Here is a 22,337-nt window from a genome sequence, read left to right as displayed (position 1 = left end):
TCCTTAATGCTGTGCCGCAGTGCGACTTTGCCACGCGCGTCCAAGGCGAGACTCTGCCCGGCGGAACGCATGATTAGACAGCAGCGTCAGCACCAGATAGCAGCCACCGCCAATCAGATAGAAAGTGAAGTAATCGCGCGTGGATCCCGCCGCCACCTGGCTGGCACGCATCAGCTCGACGATGCCGGTCACCGACACCAGCGCCGAATCTTTGAGGCTCATCTGCCAGACATTTGACATGCCTGGCAGCGCATAGCGCACAATCTGCGGCAGCAAAATGCGCTGGGCAATACGCCAGCGCGGCATACCGATCGCGACTGCCGCTTCCACTTCACCTTTGGCCAGCGCCAGACGCGCCGCACGATACACCTCACCTTGATAGGATCCAGAGATGAGCCCGATAGCCAGTGCACCAATCAGGAACGGCGGCGCTTCGATAAAACCATCCGCGCCAAACATCTGTCCCACCAGGGTAATCAGGCCCGATCCGCCAAAATAGAACAGGTAGATCACCAGCAGTTCCGGGATGCCGCGAAACACCGTGGAATAGGCTTCACCCAACCAGCGAACCCAGCGCTGCGGCGACAGTTTCGCTGCCGCCACGCCGGAACCGACCACCGCGCCAATCATCAACGCCGCCAGCGACAGCAGCAGCGTGGTGAAGGCAGCCCCCAAAATCAGGCGGCCCCAGCCATCAGCACCAAAACTCAGCAGGCTCATCATCTTTCACCTCACTTACGGGGTTACGTCAGTTTTAAACCACTTCTCACTCAGCTTTTTCACGGTGCCATCGGCCAGTGCGCCTTTAATGGCCTCGTCGAGTTTGGCTTTCAGATCGTTGTCAGCCATGCGCACGCCCATCGCCTCGCCCTCACCCCAAATCGGGCCACCCAACTGCGGGCCACTGAAGGTCAGGTTACTGTTCTCTTTGCGCGCCAGCATCGATTGGGCGAAGGTCACATCGTCGAACACCGCATCAATACGCCCCGCCTGAAGATCGAGAATCGCATCTGCTGAGGAAGTGTATTCGCGCACGTCGGCGACATCTTTGAAGTACTTATCAATAAAGGGCGTGTAAACCGTGCCGGACGCGATACCAATGGTTTTGCCTTTTAACGCCGCTTTCAGTGGTGCAATCGCGGTGTTGATCTCTTTCTCATCGTCATGCAGCTTGATGATGTTGTGATCGGCCGGCATCAGCGGACTGTCTTTGGTGGTGATAAAGGTGGCGGGAGTCGACGCGTAAGGCACGGTAAAATTAACCACTTTTTTGCGGTCCGGCGTGATGACGATGGCATCCATGATCACGTCATATTTGCCAGCATTCAGTCCGGCGATCATGCCGTCCCAGTTTTGCACCACCAGCTTGCACTGGATGCCCATGCGCTTACACAAGTCTTCCATCAGTTCAGGTTCAAAGCCGCCTAACTTGCCGCCCGGCAGCGTCAGGTTCCAGGGTTCATAGCTGCCTTCGGTAGCGATGGTGATCGATTTCCACTCTTTGGCCTGTACAGCAACACCGCTGATCATCAGGCTGGCAAACAGGGTCGTGAGGCAAAAACGGCGAATCGGGGCACGGTGCGTCATGCGGCTTCTCCTGGTCATTAATCGAATTGGCTGTCTCTGTTGGCTGATACAGCGCAGATGACATTTCATGTATATACAAGTTAGCTTGCGGCAGATCATTGTCGGCATAAGCTTTTTGTGAGCCAGCCAGAATAAAAAGTGATAATTACCACGTGGTCTTTACTTGTACATACAACCTAGCAAGCGGTGTGCCAGATCGGCAGAGGCGGCGGAATCAGGGAATGGTCACGGTGTGGACGTGTGGGTGCACATTTTTGGGGCGCGATTGCACTGTTATGGGGATGACAGGGTTTAAGATGGAAGCGAGATGCGGATGGCGCGTGGCATGAGTTTGCACTTCAACACCCATAAAAAACTGCCACCTTTAAAGGTGGCAGTCTGATGCAAATCAGCCCTGGCAAGCACGACGTCTTGCCATACGACTCAGGCGATTAACGCGGCTTTCCGGCCTGTAAAAATTCCTGCATCATCGGTTTCAACACTTTCTGCAGCTGCGCGGCGCGATCCTGCTGCCAGGCAAACGGCGGGGTTTCATCCATGTAATTCAGCTGCGCCAGTTCGAGCTGCACGGCCTGTACGCCCTGCTGCGGCTGACCGTAAGCACGCGTGATATAACCGCCTTTGAAACGGCCATTGACTACCCAGCTGTAATTGCTTTGTGCGGCACATACCTCTTTGATCGCTTCGATCACCGCCTCCGAGCAACTCTCACCGCTGTTGGTGCCAATGTTGATATCCGGCAACTGGCCGTCGAACAAGCGTGGAATCACCGAAGCAATGGAGTGGGCATCAAACAGCAACGCATAACCGTGTTCCGCTTTCAGTCGCGCCAGCTCTTGCTGGATCTGCTGGTGATACGGCTGCCAGATATTATCGAGATAACCCTGACGCGCGGCGGCGCTGGGGGTTTTCCCCTCGACGAAGGTTGGCGTACCGTCAAACAGCGTCTCAGGATAGAGGCCGGTGGTGGCGGTGGTGTACAACGGCTGGTTATCCGGCGGACGATTCAGGTCGATGACAAAACGTGAGTAGTGGCCAACCAGCACGCTGGCCCCTAAATCGCGCACAAAATCGTACAGCAGCGGAATGTGCCAGTCGGTATCCGGCAAACCGCGTGCCGCGTCGCTTAATCCGGCATCCACTTCAGGCGTTAACTGGGTGCCCGCATGCGGGATGCTGACCAGCAGCGGCAGCTTACCGGCGGTGAAATGAAAAGGTGTCATTGCGCTTCTCCACGATAAATAACCTGGCACGGCAACTCGCCGCCCAACCAGTAAACCAGTTCTGCCGGACGTGCCAGCGGCCAGTGTACAAAGTTCGCTACCTTCCCGACCTCCAGCGAACCGTGCGAATGCTGTAATCCCAGCGCTTTCGCGCCCCATAAGGTCACACCCGCCAGCGCTTCTTCCGGGGTCATGCCAAACAGCGTACAGCCCATATTCAACATCAGACGCAGCGACAGCGCCGGAGAAGTACCGGGATTGGCATCGCTGGCCAGCGCCATTGGCACGCCGTGTTTGCGGAACAGATCCACCGGCGGGCGTTGCGTCTCGCGCAGTAGATAGAACGCGCCCGGCAGCAACACCGCAACGGTGCCGTGCTGCGCCATCGCCTGCGCATCGGCTTCGGTGGCGTATTCAAGATGATCGGCAGACAAGGCGCCGTATTCGGCCGCCAGCGTGGCACCGCCGAGCGCGGACAACTGTTCAGCGTGCAGTTTGACCGGCATCCCCAGCGCTTTGGCTTGATCAAACACCGCGCTAACCTGCTCAGGGGAGAAGGCCAGATGTTCGCAGAAGGCATCGACCGCATCCGCCAGCCCTTCCGCCTTCACCTGCGGTAACAGGCGATTGCAGATGATATCGATCCAGCCCTGTGGGTTTTCTTTAAACTCGGGCGGGAAGCCGTGTGCGGCCAGACAGGTGGAGAGCACATCGGCGGGCACCGTTTCCGCCAGTTCGCGGATGGCGCGCAGCATGGTCAGCTCGCTGGTTTCATCGAGGCCATAACCCGATTTAATCTCCACTGTAGTGACGCCTTCTGCCAGCAATCGATCCAGACGCCAGCGCGCGCTTGCCACCAACTCCTGCTGTGATGCCGCGCGGGTAGCACGCACCGTGGAGAGAATACCGCCGCCCTGCGCTGCGATCTCGGCATAGCTGACGCCGTTCAGACGCTGTTCGAACTCCTGGCTGCGATCGCCGCCAAACACCAGATGCGTATGGCAATCGACTAAACCTGGCGTGATGATGCCACCGTCAAATTGCTGCTGCGTACGCGGGGCAAAATCCGGCAGTTCACTACGCGGTCCTACCCAAATCAGCTCGCCGTTATCCACCGCCAGCGCACCGTCGTCAATCAGGTTATAGTGCCCGTCTCGCATGGTGACGATATCGGCCCCCAGCCACAGGCTGTCGATCTGCTTCGCTTCTGCCATCCCACTCCCCTTCACGTCTGACGATTTACAGTGCGTCTCAAAGTATGTATATGTATATACAACTTTCCGCCCTAAAGGATCAACCATGGCCGTTTTTTTTGCCCCACGCGCGCTGCTGGCCGACGGCTGGCATGAAGACGTATTGATTACCACTGACGCATCCGGACAGATTGCTGAACTTACCCCTGACAGCACGCCAGGCTGCGCCACTCGCCTTGCTGGCCCGGTGATCCCTGCTATCGCTAACCTGCATTCGCACGCCTTCCAGCGCGCCATGGCCGGGCTGGCTGAAGTGGCGGGCGATCCGCAGGACAGCTTCTGGACCTGGCGCGATCTGATGTACCGCATGGTGCAGCGCCTGTCGCCTGAGCAGGTCGGCGATATCGCCACCCATCTCTACATCGATATGCTGAAAGGCGGCTATAGCCAGGTGGCGGAATTCCACTACTTGCATCACGATGCGCAGGGCAAACCCTATGCCGATGACGCGATGCTGCTCAACCTGATTGCCGCCGCCGAGACGGCCGGGATCGGTCAGACGTTGCTGCCGGTGCTTTACAGCTTCAGCGGATTTGGATCGCAACCCGCCAGCGATGGCCAGCGCCGTTTTATCCAGCAAACGGAGGCTTATTTGCAGCAACAGCAACGCGCAGCGCAATGGAGCGCCAATAAACCACTGCTTAATCATGGCATCTGTTTCCACTCGCTGCGCGCGGTGAATGAAACCCAGATGCGTGAAGTGCTGGCCGCCAGCGCTGCTGATGTGCCGGTGCATATTCATGTGGCGGAGCAGGAAAAAGAGGTGAATGACAGTCTGGCGTGGAGCGGTGAACGTCCGGTTGCCTGGCTGTATAATCGGTTTGAAGTGGATCAGCGCTGGTGCCTGATTCATGCCACCCATCTGGACGACAGCGAAATCCAACGCATGGCGGCCAGCGGTGCGATTGCCGGACTCTGTCCGACCACCGAAGCCAATCTGGGCGACGGCATCTTCCCGGCGGTGGAATACATTACCCAGGGTGGACGCTGGGGCATTGGCTCGGACAGCCATGTATCGCTCAGCGCGCAGGAAGAGCTGCGCTGGCTGGAGTACGGTCAGCGCCTGCGCGATCGCCGTCGCAATCGTATCACCCTGCCCCATCAGCCTTCTGTGGGCGATCTGCTGTGGCAGCAGGCGGCACAAGGCGGGGCACAGGCATGCGCGATTAACACCGGTGAACTGGCGGTGGGTAAACGCGCCGACTGGCTGGTGCTGGAAAACGATGCCTTCCTGGGCAGCGTGAGTTCAGCATCACTTCTTAACCGCTGGCTGTTTGGCGGTACGCAAACCCAGATCCGCGATGTGTTTGTTGCCGGTAATCAGGTGATCAGCGAGGGCCATCATCCCGCTGAAGAAGCCGCAGCCGCGCGCTTCGCCCAGGCCATGAGTGCACTGCAATGAGAACGTATTTCGACTACAGCCAGCTGCCCGTGAGCCGCTGGCGCAACGGCGGCGGCGAAACGCGTGAAATCGTCAGCTTTCCGCCAGGTGAGGCAGAGTTTGGCTGGCGCGCCAGTATTGCCACCATCGATGCTGACGGACCTTTCTCGCCGTTCCCCGGTATCGATCGTGTGATCACGCTGCTGAATGGCGATAGCGTGGTGCTGCGCAGCGAGAACGTCGAGCACGCGTTGTTGCCGCATCAGCCATGGGCGTTTCCCGGTGAATGGTCGATTGAGGCACAGATCAGCGGCAGCTGTCAGGATTTCAATATCATGACGCGCCGCGACAGTTGGCAGGCACAGGTGGAGGTTGTGCAACACGCCGCTACCAGCCAACACGGTGTCGCGTGGGTATTATCCGGCGAATGGCAGAGTACGGACGGCAAACGCATCACGGTTAATCAGGGAATGTGGTGGCTGGATGAAGAGACGCAGCTGGCACCGCGAACCTCGGATGCCAGCCTGCTATTTGTGGCGCTTAGCCGTGTCCTCTGAAACGACCCAGTAACTTATAGCGCGAGCCTGGATAGAGCAGGCGCGCGTAAGTCACAATCTTGTTGTCGCTCCAGGTCTGCCGACGAATCAACAAGCAGGGTTCGTGCTCATCCAGCGCCAGATGTTTACGCTGGCGCAAATCGGGCAGCACCGCTTCCACAATATGCTCACCGGCGGTCAACGGCGCCACACGCATCAAATAGGTGTAGGGCGTCAGTTGATGATAATCCTGACTGAGGTAATCCGGCGCCACCAGCGGGTTGACCAGACGATCTTCCAGTTGCACCGGCATATCGTTTTCGTAATGCACAATCAACGAATGATACAGCGTCTGCCCGGTGGATAAGCCCAACACAGCGGCCTGTTCTGGATCGGCCTTCATCTGCCCAATCGACAAAATTTTGCAGCTGTGGCGATGACCGCGCTGGGCAATTTCATCGGCGATGTTATGCACTTCCAGCATCGCGGTGTAACCCTTCATCTCCGCGACAAAGGTGCCCACACCCTGCATACGCACCAGGAACCCTTCGCTGGTGAGTTCACGCAGCGCGCGGTTAATGGTCATGCGGCTCACGCCCAGTTCGTTAACCAGTTCGCTTTCGGACGGTACGCGTTGATTCGCTTTCCAGTGACCTTCACGGATCTGGCTGACGATCGCCTGTTTCACGCGCTGATAAATCGGTGCTGGCTCATCGCCCATCGCTGCGGCCAGCTGCGCTATTGCCGTTTGCTCCGCCATATCCTGTTCCTTTTCCGAATAATGCCCAAAGTTTACTGTCTCAGCACGTAAATGTATATACATCCAATTGTGCAGACAGCCCGTTAACAGTGCAGCGTTCTCCCTGTTTCGGTGCAATGCGGCTGCGGCTGGATGACACATCCCGCATTGCGGCGCATTTCACAGAATCCAATCAATCTGGCACAGCCCTTGCTACTTGTATAGACAAGATTAGACACTTATGCTTCACTCAGCTCATTCAATGGTGCTACCCCATGCCACATCGCAAACCCAGGGCTTGCAGGTAGCACCCGATCACTTGTATAGACAGGAGTAGACTATGTCAGGTTCGGTTCAGGAAATTCGCCTCGTTCCCGGTGAAGTGGACCTCGCGACCTTGCGGGCGATTTATCAAAGCAAGGTGACGCTCACGTTAGCGGATGACGCTCGTGCGGCCATCGATCGCGCGAATGAAACCGTCGATGCCATCGTGGCATCAGGCAAAGTGGTGTACGGCATCAACACTGGCTTCGGCAAACTGGCACAGACACAGATTCCTGCTGAGCGTCTGGCAGAGTTGCAGCGTAATCTGGTGCTGTCACACAGCGTGGGATTGGGCAATTTACTGCCCGATAACGTCACGCGCTTAGTGGTCGCCACCAAAATCATCAGCCTGGCACGCGGTCACTCCGGCGTACGTATCCAGTTAATCGAAGCCCTGCTGGCGCTGTTTAATGCTGGTGTGATGCCGTGTATCCCGGAAAAAGGTTCGGTTGGCGCATCCGGCGATTTAGCCCCGCTGGCCCATCTGTCACTGATGTTGCTGGGCGAAGGCCAGGTACGCGTTGACGGAGGACTGATTCCTGCCACCGAAGGGCTGGCACGCGTCGGCCTGCAGCCGATTGTGCTGGGACCGAAAGAAGGTCTGGCACTGCTGAATGGCACCCAGGTTTCCAACGCCCTGGCACTGCGTGGCCTGTTTGAAGCTGAGAACCTGTTCGCCGCAGGTCTGATGGCCGGCGCGCTGTCACTGGAAGCGATCAAAGGCTCGGTAAAACCTTTCGATGCACGTATTCATCAGGCGCGCGGTCAGCACGGGCAAATCGCGGTGGCCGCTGCCGTTTCTTCCTTACTGGAAGGCAGTGAAATCCTCAGCTCACATACCAATTGTGGTCGCGTGCAGGATCCCTACTCGATTCGCTGCGTTCCTCAGGTGATGGGCGCGTGTTTAGACAACCTCAGCCATGCGGCGCGTGTATTGCAAATCGAAGCCAACGCGGCCTCTGATAACCCGCTGGTGTTCAGTGAAAGCGGTGATGTGATTTCGGGCGGTAACTTCCACGCCGAGCCTGTGGCGTTTGCCGCCGATATCATCGCATTGGCGATTGCCGAAATTGGCGCGATTTCCGAGCGCCGTATGGCCCTGTTGCTGGATACCGGTCTCTCAGGCCTGCCGCCATTCCTGGTGCGCGATGGTGGAGTGAACTCTGGCTTTATGATTGCTCAGGTCACCGCTGCCGCACTGGCTTCTGAAAACAAATCGCTGGCGCATCCGGGTAGCGTGGATAGCCTGCCGACCTCTGCGAACCAGGAAGATCACGTGTCGATGGCCACCTACGCCGCGCGTCGCCTCGGTGATATGTGCTTTAACACCGCTGCCGTGGTCGGCATTGAAGCCATGGCTGCGGCGCAAGGCATCGACTTCCATCGTCCACTGCAAAGCTCGACTGCGCTGGAACAAGAGATGAGTCGCATCCGCGAGAGCGTTGCCTTCCTTGATCAAGACCGTTTAATGGCGCCGGATATCGAATCCATGCGTCTGTGGGCCAGCAGTCACGCCTGGCCTGAATCTTTGACTGCGCTGCTGCCAAGCCAGCGTTCACCTTCCCTTTAAGGAATTGATGATGAGCGAAACTTTATCTCAGGCTGTTGCCCGTGAAATCCGTGCGCCGCGCGGTAACGAACTGCATTGTGCGAACTGGTTGATTGAAGCGGCTTACCGCATGATCCAGAACAACCTCGATCCTGATGTGGCCGAGCGCCCGGAAGATCTGGTGGTATACGGCGGTATCGGTAAAGCCGCGCGTAACTGGGAGTGCTTTGAGCAGATTCTGCGTTCACTGCGTGCGTTGCAGCCTGAAGAAACCCTGCTGATCCAGTCGGGTAAACCAGTGGGCGTGTTCCGTACTCATGCCGATGCACCTCGCGTGCTGCTGGCTAACTCTAACCTGGTGCCACACTGGGCTAACTGGGATCATTTCCACGAGCTGGATAAAGCCGGCCTGATGATGTACGGCCAGATGACCGCCGGTTCCTGGATCTACATCGGTGCACAGGGCATTGTGCAGGGCACCTTTGAGACCTTCGCCGAAGCCGGTCGCCAGCATTATGACAGCGATCTGAGCGGTCGCTGGATCCTGACAGCAGGCCTGGGCGGCATGGGCGGCGCACAACCGCTGGCGGGCGTACTGGCCGGTGCCAGCGTGCTGGCGATTGAATGCCAGGAATCCCGCATCGATTTCCGTCTGCGCACCCGTTACGTTGACCATAAAGCTTATACCTTAGACGAAGCGCTGGATCTGATTGAGAAAGCCACCAAAGCGAAGCAGGCAATTTCCGTTGGCCTGCTGGGCAACGCTGCGGAAATCGTGCCGGAGCTGGTGAAGCGCGCCGAAGCGGGTGGCATGAAGCCGGATATCGTCACCGATCAGACTTCTGCACACGATCCAATCAATGGCTATCTGCCAGTGGGTTGGGATCTGGATCGCTGGCAGGCCGAGCGCGTCAGCAATCCTAAAGCGGTCGAAAAAGCCGCTCGCGCGTCAATGGCGGTGCATGTGCAGGCCATGCTCGACTTCCATCATATGGGCGTGCCGACCGTGGATTACGGTAACAACATCCGTCAGGTAGCGTTGGATGAAGGGGTGAAAAACGCCTTTGATTTCCCGGGCTTCGTACCCGCCTATATTCGCCCGCTGTTCTGCGAAGGAAAAGGTCCGTTCCGCTGGGTGGCGCTGTCAGGCGATCCAGAGGATATCTACAAAACCGATGCCAAGCTGAAGGAGCTGTTCCCGGAGCACAAGAACCTGCACCGCTGGCTCGACATGGCGCAGGAACGTATTGCCTTCCAGGGACTGCCAGCGCGCATCTGCTGGCTGGGACTGGGCGAGCGCCATAAAGCCGCACTGGCATTCAACGAAATGGTGCGCAACGGTGAACTGAAAGCGCCTATCGTCATCGGCCGTGACCACCTGGACTGTGGTTCCGTCGCCTCACCAAACCGTGAAACTGAAGCGATGAAAGACGGTTCGGATGCTGTCTCCGACTGGCCGCTGCTGAATGCCCTGCTAAACACCGCAGGCGGCGCGACCTGGGTTAGCCTGCATCACGGCGGCGGCGTCGGCATGGGCTTCTCGCAGCATTCCGGCGTGGTGATTGTCTGCGACGGCACTGCCGAAGCCGACGCGCGCCTTGGCCGTGTGCTGTGGAATGACCCGGCAACCGGCGTGATGCGTCACGCGGATGCAGGCTATGAACTGGCGCAGAGCTGCGCGAAAGAACATGGCTTGAACCTGCCGATGCAGAAGTAAATTTCCCGGTGCGCATGACTGCGCACCTTTCTCCACATGTGTAAGGTCGGCATGCAGGTATGCCGACCGAGCGCCCCCGCTGCTATATTCCATTCCGCTATACCCTATAGCCAAATTATTCCTTTCCACGATAGACGCCGCCCTGCGCTTACCACTACAGTGGAGACATCACGTTACGTGTCAGAGAAATCGCAGCCATTGCTGCTGATGGAGAGCCTTACTTTATGAGCCTGCCTGCCGTCCTGCTGGAAAACGCCCTGAACTGGCGTCGTCAGTTACACCAACATCCTGAACTCGGTTATCAGGAGCAACAAACCAGTGAACTGGTTGCGAACGTGCTCGCTGAAGCAGGGTTACAGGTGTTCCGTGGCCTGGCAGGCACTGGCGTGATTGGCACACTGGAAAACGGCCCAGGCCCGGTGATTGGTTTACGCGCTGATATGGACGCGTTGCCGATTACCGAAAAAGGCGCGCCGGAGTGGAAATCTGCCCGTCCCGGCGTGATGCACGCCTGCGGTCACGACGGACACACGGCCATTCTGCTCGCGGCGGCCTGCCAACTGGCCGCGACGCGCAACTTCAAAGGCACGGTGCACTTCCTCTTTCAGCCCGCGGAAGAGAATCTTGGCGGTGCGCGGAAAATGGTGGAAGAAGGTTTGTTTACCCGTTTCCCAATGGATGCGGTGTACGCCATGCACAACTGGCCAGGTTTGCCGGTGGGCTCGCTGGCGGTGAATCCAGGTGCGATGATGGCCTCGCTCGATTCCTTTGAAATCACCCTGAACGGCAAAAGCTGTCATGCGGCGATGCCGGAGAGCGGTGCCGACCCGATGGTGGTGGCAGCAGAGCTGATCATGGCGCTGCAAACCATTCCGTCACGCCGTTTGTCACCGCTGGCGTCAGCGGTGGTAAGCGTGACGCAGATCCACGGCGGTGAGGCGATCAATGTGATTCCCGAGCAGATTGTGCTGCGTGGTACGGTGCGATGTTTGCAGACTGACGTACGTGACCGCGTGCGCAGTCTGATTGAAGATTTTGTCACTACCCTGCCGCGCCCGTTTGGCGTCAGCGGCGAGATTCACTGGTATTCGGGTTATCCCGTCACCGCCAACCATGCCGGTCCAGCGGAACAGGTGCGCGAGGTTGCCCAGCGCGTGTTAGGTGAATCGCAGATGCACTGGCAGGTGAATCCCTCCATGGCCTCGGAAGATTTCGCCTGTATGCTGGAATCCTGCCCGGGTGCTTACTTCTGGCTCGGTGCCGATGGCGCATCCCCCTCCGCCCCATTGCACAACGCGCATTATGATTTCAATGATGATCTGATACCGATTGGTATCCGCTTCTGGCAGCAACTGGTGGAGAGCGTGCTGGTCAAAGCCTGACTGGCAGGATTCGCGTAACCCAGGAATATCAATCGAGGTGGCATGTTGGTTAAAGCCTGACTGGCGGATTTCTAAAACCAGCAATCTCAATCGGCATTGTATCAGGCAGCAATAGATTCGACGGCGCGACTCAAGCTGAAGGGAATCGGTTACGTGCCCGCTATGCACCCACCCCGCAAAACCCCTCGATGCACGATTGCACGATTGCGCGATTGCACGATTGATTTTATATCCTCTCTCGACTGTGCGTTTGACCCGCAACCCAAGGCTGCGGGTATTGATTTACCCGTCAGATCCCAGCTTGCTGCAATCGCGTTTCCGCCTCATCCAGCGTCGCTGACTCCCCGGTGGCCACTAAGCAGCACGCCAGCTGTAAACGCAGCGCCTGCGGCACGGCACGTTCGCCGGCCAGCACCTGTTTGATCCAGTCTGCAGTGTCTTGCGCATTTTTACTTTCTGGCAGTTCCACGCTGATTTCTGGCTGGCGCTCTACCCACACTTCCGCCTCTGCGCCCGCACCGCCAATGTAGTTAATCGCCGGACAGCGTTGTGGGTTGGCATACACTTCACCTTCGGTGCCATTCAGCAGGATGGCGGGTGCATCAATATCCTGGAAGAACTTGCCGACGCGCGGCACATATTCCGGATGGGAAACACTCGCCAGACGCAACGCGGCACGTTCGGTAAACGGCGTCGCCAGCTTCGCCAGCGTATGTGCGCTGTTACGCACGCCCATACGCCAGCGCAGCGACAGCTGTTTTGCCATCGGTGCACACAGGTGATCGATGGTGATAAACGCCAGCTCACCGCTCTCCAGTTTCGCTTGTGCCTGCTGCGCAGTGGTGGCCGGCGCAATATCCAGCGCTGCCAGTACAGCTTCGGTGGTGATGCGGGTTGGATCGTCACTCACACCGTGCAGCAACACCGGAAACCCGAGTTTGCTTAATAGTAAAGCTAACAGCGGCGTGAGATTGCCCTGACGACGTGCGCCGTTGTAGCTGGGGATCACAATTGGCATCGGGCGATTGGCGGGCGGCTGCAACTGCATCATTTGCTGCTGCATGGCGTGGTAAAAACCGCGCATCTCCTCTTCGCCTTCGCCCTTGATACGCAGGGCGATCAGCACACCACCAAGTTCCAGTTCGGGTACTTGATCCGCCAGCATCGCGCTGTAAAGTGCAACGGCGGTGTCGAAATCGATATCGCGCGCGTGGTTCTTACCGCGCCCAATCTCTTTGATAATTTTATTCAGTTCCATCAGGGCATTCCCGCTTCCAGGGCGCGCCGATAACCGGCTGCCAAAAGGTCATTGATGTGCGTCTGGGCACACCTAAGATTTCTTACTTTTACGCTTCGCTGATTTTACCGGGGCTTTAACCACTGCTTTGACCGCTGGTTTGATGCTGGCTTCGGGCACCATAGGTTGCTCAATCGGAAACACCGGTAAGGCGGCCAGCAGCCGACTGCCATAAGCTTTATTAAGCAGTCGCCGATCGTATATCACGATCTCCCCAAAGCAGTGATGGCTACGAATCAGACGGCCGACCTGCTGAATCAACGTAAACGAAGCGCTCGGTAGACTCTGCACTTCGAACGGGTAGCGTTTCAGGCTCTTCAACCACTCCCCTTCGGTCAAAATTACCGGACTGTCTACCGGGGGAAAAGCGATTTTATGGATGTGCACCTGCGTCAGCAGATCGCCCTTTAAATCCAGGCCTTCAGCAAAAGACTGCAGTCCAACAAGAATACTGGTTTGCCCCGCTTCGACTCGCTGGCGATGCAGCTCCACTAAGCGCGAACGAGGTTGATCGCCCTGCACCAACATCGATAAGCGTAATGCGCTGACATGGCTGACAAACTGCTGCATCGCGCGCCCGCTGGCAAACAGCACCAGCACGCCTTTGTGCTTCTCTTCTGCCATTTGTTGCAGGAAAAAGCCTGCCATCTCGGCAATGTGCTCCGCTTCATTAGCCATCAGCGGTTCATAGCGCATTTGCGGGATCACCAGCTTGCCCTGATCGACATGATTAAATGGCGAATCCAGCGCCACAAAGCGATCGCCCGCTTTCTCGTTTAGCCCTGACATCTCTTGCAGCCGATTGAAGCTGTTCAGTGAACGCAAGGTCGCCGAGGTCACCACCACATGCGGAATCTTGCGCCACAGCAGTTTCTCCAGCTGATCGCTGACACGAATCCCGGCGCAGTGGAATAGCAGATGCGCCTGGCCGTCCCGAATTTCACGGGTAATCCATTTCGATACCGGCGCGTTGGAAGCTTTCTCCATCGCCGCCAGCCGCCATAGTTTACTGATTGATTCGAACCAGCCGAACTGGCGGTTAAGCTGAATAATCGCCCGATGCAGACGCATGATGTCGGCTTTGCCGGTTTGCTCACCCAGCTCATTGAGTAACCCTTCGCTCAAACCGCGCAGTGCATCGCTCAGTTTGAAAAGCCGTGCGCACATCGTCATCAGTTCTTCCGGCAACTCACCCAGCACAAAACGAAACTCACCCGGCTGATTGTGCGCGGGTAACAGCGGATTGAGCGCGTCGCACAGGATTTGCAGCAGTTCACGCATCTCATCGCAATGGCCTTTTAACCGCTCAGGGTTGGTCAGCGGTGGCGGCGATTTCGGGCGGAACTGTGCCATGATGGTTTCCACCAACCGCACAAACAGATCGAGCTGCAAACTGCTCCAGCCGGGAGTGATTTCCGCACTCATCTCCAGCGCGTCACGCGCCACTTCCGGCAGATGATGGCCCTCGTCCAGCACCAGCATCAGGTGTTTGGCAGGCGGTAAGACGGATTCATTCTCCATCGCCGCCATCACCAGCGCATGGTTCGCCACCACCACATCCGCCTGTTCTATTTCACGACGTGCAACAAAGAACGGGCATTCACGATACCAGCGACAGTGATGCCCCAGGCAGTTGGCTTTATCGGTGGAAAGGCGCTGCCACAGGCTGTCATCAATTGAGACATCGGAGTGATCGCGCAGGCCGTCCCATTTGTAGCTGCTGAGTTGCTTTTCCAGTTTGGCACAGAACTTCTGCTCTTCTTTCGACCCGGTTACCGCTTCTTCATCGAGATACAGCAGCAAATCGCCTTGCTGATCTTCCGTCGCAGCCAGCGCCGCGAGATTGCGCGGACAGACATAGCGGCCACGGCCGAATGCGGCAGTGAAGGTGAGATCGGGGATGATTTTTTTCAGCAGCGGCAGGTCTTTGCTGAAGATTTGATCCTGCAGCGCGACGTTGGCGGTGCTGATCACTAACCGTTTCTCCTCGGCGCGGCTTACCGCGATGCCGGGGATCAAATAAGACAAGGTTTTGCCCACGCCGGTGGGGGCCTCAATCGCCAGATGGCGGCCTTCATCACCGGCCAGGCTTTTCGCCACTTCAGCGATCATCTGACGCTGTGGCGCACGGGGGATAAAGTCAGGAACCTGCTGCTGCAGCGCCTTATACCATTGCGCAATCTGGCTTTTTATCGCTGCTGTCAGGGCCATGTTGATTACTGTTTGCTGAATTGGCCTGTATTTTTACACAGTATCGGCGCAGCGTCAGCTTTCACTGCTATTTTTTCGCGCTGGATTCAGAATTTCACGCATCGCGCGGATCAGCGTTTCGCGCGCGCGTCCACGGCGGAAGGCAAACGAAAACGGTGCGCGGAAGTGAAAATGCTGAGGTAACAAGCGGCATAGCGTGCCCTGCTGTTCTCCGCTTTGCGCGTAGTGTTCCGGCAAATAGCCGATATATCTCCCGGAGAGGATCAGCGTCAACTGCGCCTCTATACTCTCCACTGAGGCGTTAGTCTGGCGGAAGCCGCGCTTGTTTAACTCCTGCTGATTCCAGTAACGCCGCGTCACCATGCCGGTTTGCTGCACGGTGCGCATATCCGGATCGCCCTGCGCCAGTGGATGGTGAGGACTGCAATACAACCAGTGTTGTTCCTCATAAAGCGGAATGGTGACCAGATTGCTGGCACGCAGTGGAAAGTGCCCGATTGCCAGATCAAGGCGGTCTTCCAGTAACTGCTGCTGCAGTTCATTGGGATCGCGCACGCTGAGATTAAAAAATACCGCCGGAAAACGCTGATTAAAGCGCGCAATTGCTGCCGGCAGGTCCAGCGTACTGTCAGTCACTGTCGCATCCACTACGCCCAGTGAAAAGGTGCCACCTTGCGCGCTTTTCAGCGTCTCGACCTGCTCCTGCCAACCCGCCAGCGTGGCCAGCATTTCCTGGCTGTAGCGATGAAACTGCTCGCCTTTGGTAGTGAGGGTAAAGCCGCCACGTCCGCGCTGGCACAGAATAAACCCCAGCTGCGTTTCCAGCTCACTCATGTAAGCGCTGATGGCGGGGGTGGTCATATTCAGCGCCTGCTGTGCACGCGAGTAGCCCTGATTTTCCACCACGCTGGCAAACACCTGCAGCAGTTTGAGATTAGGTAATGTTTGCACCGCATTTCCTTCAGTGATTACTGACTAAAGTTAACCAATCTATGAAGTGATTATTTACTGTCAAGGATTTTTCCCGCGCCTCCCTCAGGCCATGATAAGACTCACTTAGCCGAAGGAGTTCGTGATGACCGATTTTCCTCAGCCGCAGGGTGGCAACGAGATGCCCCGTTTCGCTGGCCGTGGCACCATGATGCGTTTGCCCGCTGCCGAATCCCCTGCCGATCTTGATGTGGCGTTTGTAGGCATTCCGCTGGATATCGGAACATCGCAACGCAGCGGTACGCGCTATGGGCCGCGCGCCATTCGCGCCGATTCAGTGATGATTCGCCCGTATAACATGGCAACCGGCGCAGCCCCTTTTGAATCGTTGCGCGTCGGCGATCTCGGCGATGTGCCCATCAATACTTACAGCCTGCTGAAGTCGGTCGATATCATCGAAAACTATTATACCGAGCTGAACAATTGGCCGATTATCCCGTTAACGCTCGGTGGCGATCACACGCTGACGCTGCCGATTTTGCGCGCGCTGGCAAAGAAGCACGGGCCGATGGGCCTGATCCATATTGACGCCCATACCGATACTAACGATGAGATGTTTGGCGAGAAGATCGCCCACGGCACCACATTCCGCCGCGCGGTGGAAGAAGGCCTGCTTGACTGCCAGCGCGTGGTGCAAATTGGTCAGCGCGCTCAAGGCTACGCTGCCGATGATTTTCAGTGGGGTATCGATCAGGGCTTCCATCTGGTGCCTGCCGAACAATGCTGGTATCGCTCCATGGCGCCGCTGATGGCTGAAGTGCGAGCGCGCATCGGCGACGGTCCGGTGTATCTCAGCTATGACATCGACAGTTTCGATCCTGCATGGGCGCCCGGCACCGGTACACCGGAAGTGGGCGGCCTGACCTCGATGCAGGGGCTGGAGATTGTGCGCGGCTGTCGCGGACTCAATCTGGTCGGTGGCGATCTGGTCGAGGTGTCACCGCCGTACGATATCAGCGGCATGACCTCCCAGCTGGCGGCCAATATCCTTTATGAGATGCTGTGCGTATTGCCCGGCGTCCGTTACACAGAGAAGAAAGCATGACACAACAGAATTTGGTGTTTCCGGCGCGCGTGTTGCGCGGCGCGGGTGTGATCAATCAACTGGGCGAGATTTGCGCGGGGCTGGGCAAACGCGCCCTGCTGATCGGCGGCCATCAGGCATTACAATCGGTGGAAGCGCAGGTGCGCGCTCAACTGCTGTCAGCCAACGTGACGCTGCTGGCGCAGGAGTGGTTTGGTGGTGAGACCTCGATTAACCAGATTAACCGTCTGGCCGCCATCGCCACCGAGTTGCAGGCAGAGGTGATCATTGGCGTCGGCGGTGGTAAGTCGCTGGATACGGTGAAAGCCGTGGGTGCGCAGTTGGGGCTGCCGTTTATCACCATCCCGACCATTGCCGCCACCTGCTCAGCAGTGACGCCGTTGACCATTCGCTACGACGATAACGGCAATTTCTTCGATATTTTCCCGCTGCCACAGGCCCCTGCGGCAGTAATCATCGACAGTGAGTTGCTGGCCAAAGCCCCTGCTCGCTGGCTGGCTGCTGGTCTGGGCGACACCCTGGCAAAATGGTATGAGTTCCGCGCGGTTAGCGTCCGCCATCCGGCGCGCGAAGGCAATGCATTGTCATCGCTGGCACATAGCCAGATTTGCTATGACGTGATCGCGGAACACGGCCCGGCGGCCTATGCGGCGGTGTTGCGCGGCGAAAGCAGCGCCTCATTGGACCAGGTGCTGGATGCGATCTTTACCTGGGCCGGATTGACCTCGCTGATGAGCAACGGCGCCCACGCAGCGGCTTCACATGCGATTTATGAAGGTTTTACCTTCTGCGATAAGACACGTGAGTTTGGTCATGGCCTGCTGGTTGGCTTTGGCAACTTGTGCCTGCTGGCGCTGGAAGATCGCAGCGATGAAGAGGTGCTGGATGAGATGCGTCTGGCGCGTGACTGCGGTGTGCCATTGACGCTGCGTGAGATTGCCGAGTTGGATGATGCCGAGCTGGCGCTGATTGTGCGTGAATCTGTGCATGCGCCGGATATGGAGAATATGTCAGTCACCGTGACTGAAGCCCGTCTGCTGGAGGCAATGCAGCGGATTGAAGGGTTGGCTGAGCGGGTTTAATTCTGGGCCGAATACTAGTACGGAGTGAGAACGTATAGTGCAGGTGTGTTTAGTTCGGGGGGAGTCCTGTGCTGAGTGCGGGCCGTAGCACCTCTGCTGCTGCCGGGCAGTCCTCGCGCCGCTGACGCGGTTCCTTCGGCTTACACGTCGTGCCGACGGACCGTTCGGGGATCGACCATCCCTGGTCGGCCCCGAACTGATCCACGCATCCCTGCGTGGATCTCCTGGCCCAACGTAAAAGCCTCAGCGCTGCGGATAGCCCTTGCAGCATCAGAGGTGCTACGGCCTCAAATATTGTGCCCCTTCCAACAGCATTCACTTCAGTTGATCAGCAGACCGTAAAATTGGGGTCATCCCTGTGTGGATCTCTCATCCCAACGTAGAAGCCTTAGCGCTGCGGATAGCCCTTGCAGCATCAGCGGTGCTGCGGCCTTACGCAATGTGCCCTTTTCAACAGCAAGCACTTCAGCTAATCAGCTGGCTGGGATATCTGGATGACCTCAGACGCTATTATCGAAAACAGTCTGCCCTTTTCACCAGCACGCACTTCAGCAGCAGTCTGGAAGATCTGGATCAACATGCCCGCTATGGACTAAAACCAGGCTGCATTTAACAGCAAGCACGATGGTTAATGAGCAGGCTGGGGGCGATTTGGCCTAGACAATCCGCAGCGCCGAACTGAGTGAGTCTGCCAGGATAGCCCGCAGGACGCGGGCGAAAGGCGGGGCGGCACAGGGATGTGCCATCCCCCGCCGTTCCGTCAGGCAGACGAACGAAGTGAGGGGACCGCGTCAGCGGCGCGAGGACGCCAGCGCCAAAGCGCCCCCGGCCTGCGTCACCGCCTATTAGTAACAGCAGCGCCTGAAAATAAAATTGCGGAGATAAAAATTAACCTGCATACCCAAGGCACTGCGACAGGTTTAGGTGCAAATTTTTACACCTACACCCTATGCACGAGCCAGCAGCGTCACCACTTCCTGCACATCTGCGACGTCATCCAACTCCACGCAAATCGCTTCCAGCTGTTCAACCTGCTCAACCGGCAACACGCGCCCCGCTAAGCTGCGGTATTTAGCCAGCAGCGCTTCAAGGCTCAGCGGATTCGCGGGCGCACCCGATGGCACCGGCACATGCTGCTGCCACTGCTCGCCCTGTTGGGTTTCAATCCGCACCCACGGCTCATCATCCCGCCCCTGCTGCTCATCAATCACCAGCTCAATCCTCGCCATAAAGGCTTCCACATTTGGATGCAGACGTTTGGCATCATCGTAGCTGGACAATTCAGCGGAGCCGTACAGCGCACGCGCCGCCAGTGCATACGGCAGGCTCATCTGTGCACTCGCCAGGCTCTGCAGCTCACGTCCGCCGCACATCTCCAGCAGGAACGGATTCAGCCCTACCACGATACGTTCAATCTGCTCGACACGCACCGGGTGTTCTTTCAGCAGTAACCCCAGTGCATCAATCGCCGAATGCGTCCCGCGACAAGCGGCATACGGCTTGATCGAGCAGCGCGCCAGCTTCCACACCACGCCAAGGTCGGCGGTTAATGCAGCGGGTTGCTGTGTTTCAGATGCCAGGGTTTGCAGGAATCCGCCCCACTTCGCTTCAAATACCGCCGAGGGTCCGTTGATACCGCGCTGCGCCAACAAGGCCGCCTGCACGCCACCTTCAGCTGCACGTGCGGCATGCAGCTTTTTGGTGTGCGAGCCGTCGTGAATAAAGCCCCACAGCCCACCGCTAAAGCTGGCGGCAATGCCCATGGCCGACGCGCACTGCTCGCGATCCAGCAGCAGCAGTGAACACACCGCCGCTGCGGCACCAAACACGCCACAGCTGGCGGTGGAGTGCCAGCCTGCGCCGTTATGCGCAGAGTAGCCGCCGCAAGCTTCCAGCACCCGGCGTCCGACGTCATAACCGATCACCATTGCCACCAGCAGCGCCTGGCCGTCAACCGGCTGCGTCGCCAAAGGCAGTGCCGCCAGAATGGCGGGAATAACCACCGCGCCAGAGTGATCGCAGCCGCCGGTATCATCCAACTCATACATATGTGCGGCCACGCCGTTGAGCCATGCCGCCTGGCGTGGACTCACCTGCTTTGCACTTCCCCACACTTGTGCCTGCTGATGCCCACCTTCTGCGAGCGCCAATGACAAACACTCGCGCCAGATAGGACTGTCGCTGCCCGCCAGTGACGCCCCGAGCGTATCCAGCAGATGGCGCTTCGCCTGTTCGACCAGCGCGTCAGGCAGCTGTTCAAAACGGGTGTCGGCGATAAATGCCGCCAGTTGTTCAAGCGTCGAGGCCATGCGCACCTCCCGTGATGCGGGTAAACACTTCTGCCGGATGGGAAAAATCATTGTCCGGCTGCGTTTGCCAATGCGCCGCCACCTGCTCCGCTGTGGCGATCCACACATTGTGCTGTTGCAGCGTCTCGATCAGTTCACGTAGCAAGCCGATGCGCCCGGCAGTGCCGATAATTTCCGGATGCAGGCGCAGCAGATAACACAGGCCAAATCGGTGGAAGCCCTGGAAGTCTTGTGTCATGTTCGCCAGCGTTTCGGCATAAGGTGCAATCCGCGACTGCCCCGGCGGGATGGCCGGGCTCAGGTTAAAGGCAAAATAGGGTTCATCTTCCAGCGTGTAGTGCATTGGCAATTCCACCAGCCGCGTGCCGGGATGGAAGTACGGCAGATCGTCGCCGCGCCAGCTTGATGACCAGCGAATACCCTGATCCATCAGCGCCTCCGCCAGACCCGGTTTCCACTGTCCTGCTGGTGTGCGGAAACCCTGAATCGGTTTGCCAGTAAGCTGTGCCAGCTGGTCACAGCCGCGCGTCACGCTGGCGAGCTGCTGCTCCAGCGACAACGCCGAGAAGTCTTCATGGCGCTCGCCGCTGCAGGCAATTTCATGGCCATTGGCCACGATGCGTTTAATCAGTTCAGGCTGCTCTGTCGCCACAATTGCCGGTAAGCACCAGCTGGCTTGCAGCTGTTTTTCTGCCAGTAACGCCAGCAAGCGATCCACACCGCGTAGGGTGCCATAACGCCATACCGACAGGGTTTTATCGCGTCCGACGACGGCAGGTGCCTGGGTCAAAATACCGTGGATATCATTGAAATCGATGGTCAGGATGGCGGCGGACTGGAAGCCCAGCGGCCAGCGGGAAGATTCAGTCATGCTGTTGCTCCTGCAGATACCACTGCGCCACCGCATCACAGCGCGCAAACCACACATCGTCACGCGCCGTCATATGTTCAAACAACTGCTCCAGCAGCAGGATACGTCCCGGCTGGCCGGAAATTTTCGGGTGGAACAAGGTGGTCAGGCACAGGCCTTCATCCATTGCGCCGTCGAATTCGCGCTGCCAGTTATCACGTGTATGCGCATAGCTGGCAATACGATCGCCGCCTTTCGGGAAGTCAGGCTGGCGCGTATAGGCCAGCGAGGCGTAATCATCCATCTCCCACTTACCGGGGATCTCGACCAGCGGCGTGTGACCCGCCACCGGGATGCTGTAAGGACGATCGTCCCCGCGCATGCTGCTGGAGTAAATCACCCCAGCATCACGCAGAATTTGTGGCGTTTCGGCATGCCAGTCACCTGACGGCGTGCGGAAACCGCAGGCGGTGATGCCCAAATGCTGTTTAAAGATTTCAGCGGATTTCGCCATCACGGCACGCTGTTCATCCGGCGAAATCGCCCAGAATGATTCGTGACGATAGCCGTGATAGGCCACTTCGTGGCCTTGTTCGATAATCGCCTGACACTGCTGCGGCCACTGTTCCACCACCCACGCTGGTACAAAAAACGTGGCGGGAATCTGGAAAGCACGCAGCAGGTCGAGCAATCGCCCGAGCGCACGGTACGGCCCATACGCACCAAAGGTGAAATATTCTGGCGTTGACCACAGGCTGCCATTCAACATGGCATCGCCGGTGGGACCATCAAGGTCAAACGCCAGCGCCATACAGCCGCGTTTCCCCTGCGGCCAGCGCACTGCGCCCGGTTGTTGCATCGC

Annotated in this window: 18 protein-coding genes; 7 read left to right on the top strand and 11 right to left on the bottom strand. The window is 57.9% G+C overall.

Annotation, left to right across the window (positions count from 1 at the left end):
- Positions 1-3 precede the first annotated feature (3 nt).
- The 4 genes from AC6I8L_RS06305 to hutI all read right to left on the bottom strand — a co-directional run bounded on the left by AC6I8L_RS06305 (position 4) and on the right by hutI (position 4,024).
- On the bottom strand, positions 4-723 hold the full coding sequence (locus AC6I8L_RS06305) for an ABC transporter permease (protein WP_034820926.1): 720 nt from the start codon (positions 721-723) through the stop codon (positions 4-6).
- 12 nt (positions 724-735) lie between these two features.
- On the bottom strand, positions 736-1,587 hold the full coding sequence (locus AC6I8L_RS06300; RefSeq protein ID WP_058962211.1) for a transporter substrate-binding domain-containing protein: 852 nt from the start codon (positions 1,585-1,587) through the stop codon (positions 736-738).
- 431 nt (positions 1,588-2,018) lie between these two features.
- Positions 2,019-2,810, bottom strand: coding sequence for an N-formylglutamate deformylase (gene hutG, locus AC6I8L_RS06295; protein ID WP_058962210.1), 792 nt, complete (start codon positions 2,808-2,810; stop codon positions 2,019-2,021).
- Entirely contained in the window at positions 2,807-4,024 is a 1,218-nt protein-coding gene (hutI, locus tag AC6I8L_RS06290; RefSeq protein ID WP_058962209.1) for an imidazolonepropionase, read from the bottom strand. The genes hutG and hutI overlap by 4 nt, the downstream gene beginning before the upstream one ends.
- 85 nt (positions 4,025-4,109) lie before the next feature.
- Here hutI and AC6I8L_RS06285 point away from each other — a divergent pair, with 85 nt between their 5' ends.
- Both AC6I8L_RS06285 and AC6I8L_RS06280 read left to right on the top strand, forming a co-directional pair.
- Positions 4,110-5,465 carry a formimidoylglutamate deiminase gene (locus AC6I8L_RS06285; protein WP_058962208.1) on the top strand — a complete coding sequence of 452 codons (1,356 nt, stop codon included), beginning with the start codon at positions 4,110-4,112 and terminating at the stop codon, positions 5,463-5,465.
- On the top strand, positions 5,462-6,001 hold the full coding sequence (locus AC6I8L_RS06280) for a HutD/Ves family protein (protein ID WP_058962207.1): 540 nt from the start codon (positions 5,462-5,464) through the stop codon (positions 5,999-6,001). The genes AC6I8L_RS06285 and AC6I8L_RS06280 overlap by 4 nt, the downstream gene beginning before the upstream one ends.
- Here AC6I8L_RS06280 and hutC read toward each other — a convergent pair.
- On the bottom strand, positions 5,985-6,740 hold the full coding sequence (hutC, locus tag AC6I8L_RS06275) for a histidine utilization transcriptional repressor HutC (protein WP_034820947.1): 756 nt from the start codon (positions 6,738-6,740) through the stop codon (positions 5,985-5,987). The genes AC6I8L_RS06280 and hutC overlap by 17 nt on opposite strands.
- A 319-nt stretch (positions 6,741-7,059) precedes the next feature.
- Between hutC and hutH the strand changes: the two genes are divergently transcribed.
- The 3 genes from hutH to AC6I8L_RS06260 all read left to right on the top strand — a co-directional run bounded on the left by hutH (position 7,060) and on the right by AC6I8L_RS06260 (position 11,691).
- On the top strand, positions 7,060-8,613 hold the full coding sequence (gene hutH, locus AC6I8L_RS06270) for a histidine ammonia-lyase (protein WP_058962206.1): 1,554 nt from the start codon (positions 7,060-7,062) through the stop codon (positions 8,611-8,613).
- A gap of 10 nt (positions 8,614-8,623) precedes the next feature.
- On the top strand, positions 8,624-10,309 hold the full coding sequence (gene hutU, locus AC6I8L_RS06265) for a urocanate hydratase (RefSeq protein ID WP_058962205.1): 1,686 nt from the start codon (positions 8,624-8,626) through the stop codon (positions 10,307-10,309).
- Positions 10,310-10,533: 224 nt separating this feature from the next.
- Positions 10,534-11,691 (top strand): M20 aminoacylase family protein, encoded by a 1,158-nt coding sequence (locus AC6I8L_RS06260; protein WP_058962204.1) that lies wholly within the window; start codon positions 10,534-10,536, stop codon positions 11,689-11,691.
- Between the two features lie 289 nt (positions 11,692-11,980).
- Here the strand turns inward: AC6I8L_RS06260 and ybiB are convergent, their stop codons facing one another.
- The 3 genes from ybiB to AC6I8L_RS06245 all read right to left on the bottom strand — a co-directional run bounded on the left by ybiB (position 11,981) and on the right by AC6I8L_RS06245 (position 16,150).
- Entirely contained in the window at positions 11,981-12,949 is a 969-nt protein-coding gene (gene ybiB / locus AC6I8L_RS06255; protein WP_058962203.1) for a DNA-binding protein YbiB, read from the bottom strand.
- 72 nt (positions 12,950-13,021) lie between these two features.
- The gene (dinG, locus tag AC6I8L_RS06250) at positions 13,022-15,199 is read right to left on the bottom strand and encodes an ATP-dependent DNA helicase DinG (protein ID WP_058962202.1); all 2,178 of its coding nucleotides are present in this window, start codon (positions 15,197-15,199) and stop codon (positions 13,022-13,024) included.
- A gap of 54 nt (positions 15,200-15,253) precedes the next feature.
- Positions 15,254-16,150: a LysR family transcriptional regulator gene (locus tag AC6I8L_RS06245; RefSeq protein WP_058962201.1), complete on the bottom strand. Its 897-nt coding sequence runs from the start codon at positions 16,148-16,150 to the stop codon at positions 15,254-15,256.
- A gap of 124 nt (positions 16,151-16,274) precedes the next feature.
- Here AC6I8L_RS06245 and speB point away from each other — a divergent pair, with 124 nt between their 5' ends.
- Entirely contained in the window at positions 16,275-17,234 is a 960-nt protein-coding gene (gene speB / locus AC6I8L_RS06240) for an agmatinase (protein ID WP_058962200.1), read from the top strand.
- Positions 17,231-18,316, top strand: a complete 1,086-nt coding sequence (locus tag AC6I8L_RS06235; protein ID WP_058962199.1) for an iron-containing alcohol dehydrogenase family protein — start codon at positions 17,231-17,233, stop codon at positions 18,314-18,316. Before speB ends, AC6I8L_RS06235 begins: the two co-directional genes overlap by 4 nt.
- A gap of 947 nt (positions 18,317-19,263) precedes the next feature.
- Here AC6I8L_RS06235 and AC6I8L_RS06230 read toward each other — a convergent pair.
- Genes AC6I8L_RS06230 through AC6I8L_RS06220 form a run of 3 tightly spaced genes read right to left on the bottom strand, consistent with a single transcriptional unit; the run spans position 19,264 to position 22,334 of the window.
- Positions 19,264-20,625, bottom strand: a complete 1,362-nt coding sequence (locus AC6I8L_RS06230) for an MmgE/PrpD family protein (RefSeq protein ID WP_058962198.1) — start codon at positions 20,623-20,625, stop codon at positions 19,264-19,266.
- Positions 20,609-21,496: a polysaccharide deacetylase family protein gene (locus AC6I8L_RS06225; RefSeq protein ID WP_058962197.1), complete on the bottom strand. Its 888-nt coding sequence runs from the start codon at positions 21,494-21,496 to the stop codon at positions 20,609-20,611. The genes AC6I8L_RS06230 and AC6I8L_RS06225 overlap by 17 nt, the downstream gene beginning before the upstream one ends.
- Positions 21,489-22,334 (bottom strand): polysaccharide deacetylase family protein, encoded by an 846-nt coding sequence (locus AC6I8L_RS06220; protein ID WP_034820981.1) that lies wholly within the window; start codon positions 22,332-22,334, stop codon positions 21,489-21,491. The genes AC6I8L_RS06225 and AC6I8L_RS06220 overlap by 8 nt, the downstream gene beginning before the upstream one ends.
- Positions 22,335-22,337 lie beyond the last annotated feature (3 nt).

It is taken from the genome of Type-E symbiont of Plautia stali (genome assembly GCF_059731115.1).
The sequence above is the reverse complement of the archived record's forward strand: the minus strand, read 5'-3'. Positions and strand labels throughout refer to the sequence as shown.

Excerpts from the sequence above, each read along its gene's own strand:
- AC6I8L_RS06285 (WP_058962208.1), top strand. The coding sequence starts at position 4,110 with ATGGCCGTTTTTTTTGCCCCACGCGCGCTGCTGGCCGACGGCTGGCAT.
- ybiB (WP_058962203.1), bottom strand. The coding sequence starts at position 12,949 with ATGGAACTGAATAAAATTATCAAAGAGATTGGGCGCGGTAAGAACCAC.
- AC6I8L_RS06305 (WP_034820926.1), bottom strand. The coding sequence starts at position 723 with ATGATGAGCCTGCTGAGTTTTGGTGCTGATGGCTGGGGCCGCCTGATT.
- hutC (WP_034820947.1), bottom strand. The coding sequence starts at position 6,740 with ATGGCGGAGCAAACGGCAATAGCGCAGCTGGCCGCAGCGATGGGCGAT.
- speB (WP_058962200.1), top strand. The coding sequence starts at position 16,275 with ATGACCGATTTTCCTCAGCCGCAGGGTGGCAACGAGATGCCCCGTTTC.
- AC6I8L_RS06225 (WP_058962197.1), bottom strand. The coding sequence starts at position 21,496 with ATGACTGAATCTTCCCGCTGGCCGCTGGGCTTCCAGTCCGCCGCCATC.
- hutH (WP_058962206.1), top strand. The coding sequence starts at position 7,060 with ATGTCAGGTTCGGTTCAGGAAATTCGCCTCGTTCCCGGTGAAGTGGAC.
- AC6I8L_RS06300 (WP_058962211.1), bottom strand. The coding sequence starts at position 1,587 with ATGACGCACCGTGCCCCGATTCGCCGTTTTTGCCTCACGACCCTGTTT.
- hutU (WP_058962205.1), top strand. The coding sequence starts at position 8,624 with ATGAGCGAAACTTTATCTCAGGCTGTTGCCCGTGAAATCCGTGCGCCG.
- AC6I8L_RS06235 (WP_058962199.1), top strand. The coding sequence starts at position 17,231 with ATGACACAACAGAATTTGGTGTTTCCGGCGCGCGTGTTGCGCGGCGCG.
- AC6I8L_RS06260 (WP_058962204.1), top strand. The coding sequence starts at position 10,534 with ATGAGCCTGCCTGCCGTCCTGCTGGAAAACGCCCTGAACTGGCGTCGT.
- dinG (WP_058962202.1), bottom strand. The coding sequence starts at position 15,199 with ATGGCCCTGACAGCAGCGATAAAAAGCCAGATTGCGCAATGGTATAAG.
- hutG (WP_058962210.1), bottom strand. The coding sequence starts at position 2,810 with ATGACACCTTTTCATTTCACCGCCGGTAAGCTGCCGCTGCTGGTCAGC.
- AC6I8L_RS06280 (WP_058962207.1), top strand. The coding sequence starts at position 5,462 with ATGAGAACGTATTTCGACTACAGCCAGCTGCCCGTGAGCCGCTGGCGC.
- AC6I8L_RS06220 (WP_034820981.1), bottom strand. The coding sequence starts at position 22,334 with ATGCAACAACCGGGCGCAGTGCGCTGGCCGCAGGGGAAACGCGGCTGT.
- AC6I8L_RS06230 (WP_058962198.1), bottom strand. The coding sequence starts at position 20,625 with ATGGCCTCGACGCTTGAACAACTGGCGGCATTTATCGCCGACACCCGT.
- hutI (WP_058962209.1), bottom strand. The coding sequence starts at position 4,024 with ATGGCAGAAGCGAAGCAGATCGACAGCCTGTGGCTGGGGGCCGATATC.